The organism is Cellulomonas sp. NPDC058312 (genome assembly GCF_042880135.1).
Taxonomy (GTDB): Bacteria; Actinomycetota; Actinomycetes; order Actinomycetales; family Cellulomonadaceae; genus Cellulomonas.
Genome location: NZ_JBHVZE010000011.1, coordinates 1,333 through 3,707 on the forward strand (window position 1 = coordinate 1,333; position 2,375 = coordinate 3,707).

Genomic DNA, 2,375 nt, shown 5'->3' on the forward strand with positions numbered 1-2,375 from the left:
TCTCCGAATGGGGAAACCCCGCACGAGTCATGTCGTGTGACCCGCACCTGAATATATAGGGTGTGTGGAGGGAACGCCGGGAAGTGAAACATCTCAGTACCGGCAGGAAGAGATATTCCGTGAGTAGTGGCGAGCGAAAGCGGATCAGGCCAAACCGTATGCGTGTCAAGCCGGCAGGCGTTGCGTGTACGGGGTTGTGGGACCTTTCAGATGATTCTGCCGAGTCGTCAGGGAGTCAGAAAGTCGCGTGATAGTCGAAGGGCATTGAAAGGCCCGGCACAGAGGGTGGTACCCCCGTAGACGAAATCATGTGGCCTCCCGAAGGGGATCCCAAGTAGCACGGGGCCCGAGAAATCCCGTGTGAATCTGGCAAGACCACTTGCTAAGCCTAAATACTACCTAGTGACCGATAGCGGACAAGTACCGTGAGGGAAAGGTGAAAAGTACCCCGGGAGGGGAGTGAAATAGTACCTGAAACCGTGTGCCTACAATCCGTCGGAGCCTCCCTAGCAGGGGTGACGGCGTGCCTTTTGAAGAATGAGCCTGCGAGTTAGTGGTACGTGGCGAGGTTAACCCGTGTGGGGAAGCCGTAGCGAAAGCGAGTCCGAATAGGGCGACACAGTCGCGTGCTCTAGACCCGAAGCGAAGTGATCTAGCCATGGGCAGGTTGAAGCGCGGGTAAGACCGCGTGGAGGACCGAACCCACCTGGGTTGAAAACCGGGGGGATGACCTGTGGTTAGGGGTGAAAGGCCAATCAAACTTCGTGATAGCTGGTTCTCCCCGAAATGCATTTAGGTGCAGCGTCACGTGTTTCTTGCCGGAGGTAGAGCTACTGGATAGCCGATGGGCCCCACCAGGTTACTGACGTTAGCCAAACTCCGAATGCCGGTAAGTGAGAGCGTGGCAGTGAGACTGCGGGGGATAAGCTCCGTAGTCGAGAGGGAAACAGCCCAGACCACCAGCTAAGGCCCCTAAGCGTATGCTAAGTGGGAAAGGATGTGGAGTTGCACAGACAACCAGGAGGTTGGCTTAGAAGCAGCCACCCTTGAAAGAGTGCGTAATAGCTCACTGGTCAAGTGATTCCGCGCCGACAATGTAGCGGGGCTCAAGTATACCGCCGAAGCTGTGGCATTCACACTTGCGCTAGGCCTTCGTGGTCCAGGCGTGTGGATGGGTAGGGGAGCGTCGTGTGGCGGGTGAAGCTGCGGGGTAACCCAGTGGTGGACGCTACACGAGTGAGAATGCAGGCATGAGTAGCGAAAGACGGGTGAGAAACCCGTCCGCCGAATGAACAAGGGTTCCAGGGCCAGGCTAATCCGCCCTGGGTAAGTCGGGACCTAAGGCGAGGCCGACAGGCGTAGTCGATGGACAACGGGTTGATATTCCCGTACCGGCGAAGAACCGCCCATACCGAGCCCGGTGATGCTAAGCGCCCGAGTCGTAGCACCGATTCCTTCGGGAGTCACCGCTACGAGGAGCGCGCGACCCGATCCGGTAGTAGGTAAGCGTATTAACAGGAGTGACGCAGGAAGGTAGCCCAGCGTGGCGATGGTTGTCCACGTCCAAGGCCGTAGGGCGAGTGGTAGGCAAATCCGCCACTCATCAAGCCTGAGAACCGATGGTGACAGCGTATGCTGGATGATTGGGTGATCCTATGCTGCCGAGAAAAGCTTCGACGCGAGGTTCTAGCCGCCCGTACCCCAAACCGACTCAGGTGTTCAGGTAGAGAATACTAAGGCGATCGAGAGAATCGTGGTTAAGGAACTCGGCAAAATGCCCCCGTAACTTCGGGAGAAGGGGGGCCTGAAGCGTGTACCGGTTCGCCCGGGAAGCGTGGAGGGCCGCAGAGACCAGGGGGAAGCGACTGTTTACTAAAAACACAGGTCCGTGCGAAGTCGCAAGACGATGTATACGGACTGACGCCTGCCCGGTGCTGGAAGGTTAAGAGGACGGGTCAGCCGCAAGGCGAAGCTCAGAATTTAAGCCCCAGTAAACGGCGGTGGTAACTATAACCATCCTAAGGTAGCGAAATTCCTTGTCGGGTAAGTTCCGACCTGCACGAATGGCGTAACGACTTCCCCGCTGTCTCAACCGCGAACTCGGCGAAATTGCACTACGAGTAAAGATGCTCGTTACGCGCAGCAGGACGGAAAGACCCCGGGACCTTTACTATAGCTTGGTATTGGTGTTCGGTGCGGCTTGTGTAGGATAGGTGGGAGACTGTGAAGCCGGCACGCCAGTGTCGGTGGAGTCAACGTTGAAATACCACTCTGGTCGCTCTGGATATCTAACCTCGGTCCGTAATCCGGATCAGGGACAGTGCCTGGTGGGTAGTTTAACTGGGGCGGTTGCCTCCTAAAATGTAACGGAGGCG

The 2,375-nt window shown here is 57.1% G+C and carries 1 rRNA gene (running past one end of the window); it reads left to right on the forward strand.

The features are described 5' to 3' along the window. Positions 1 to 2,375, forward strand: a 23S ribosomal RNA gene (locus ACFVXN_RS18220); its annotated part reaches 159 nt to the left of the window's first position; the annotation flags it as partial.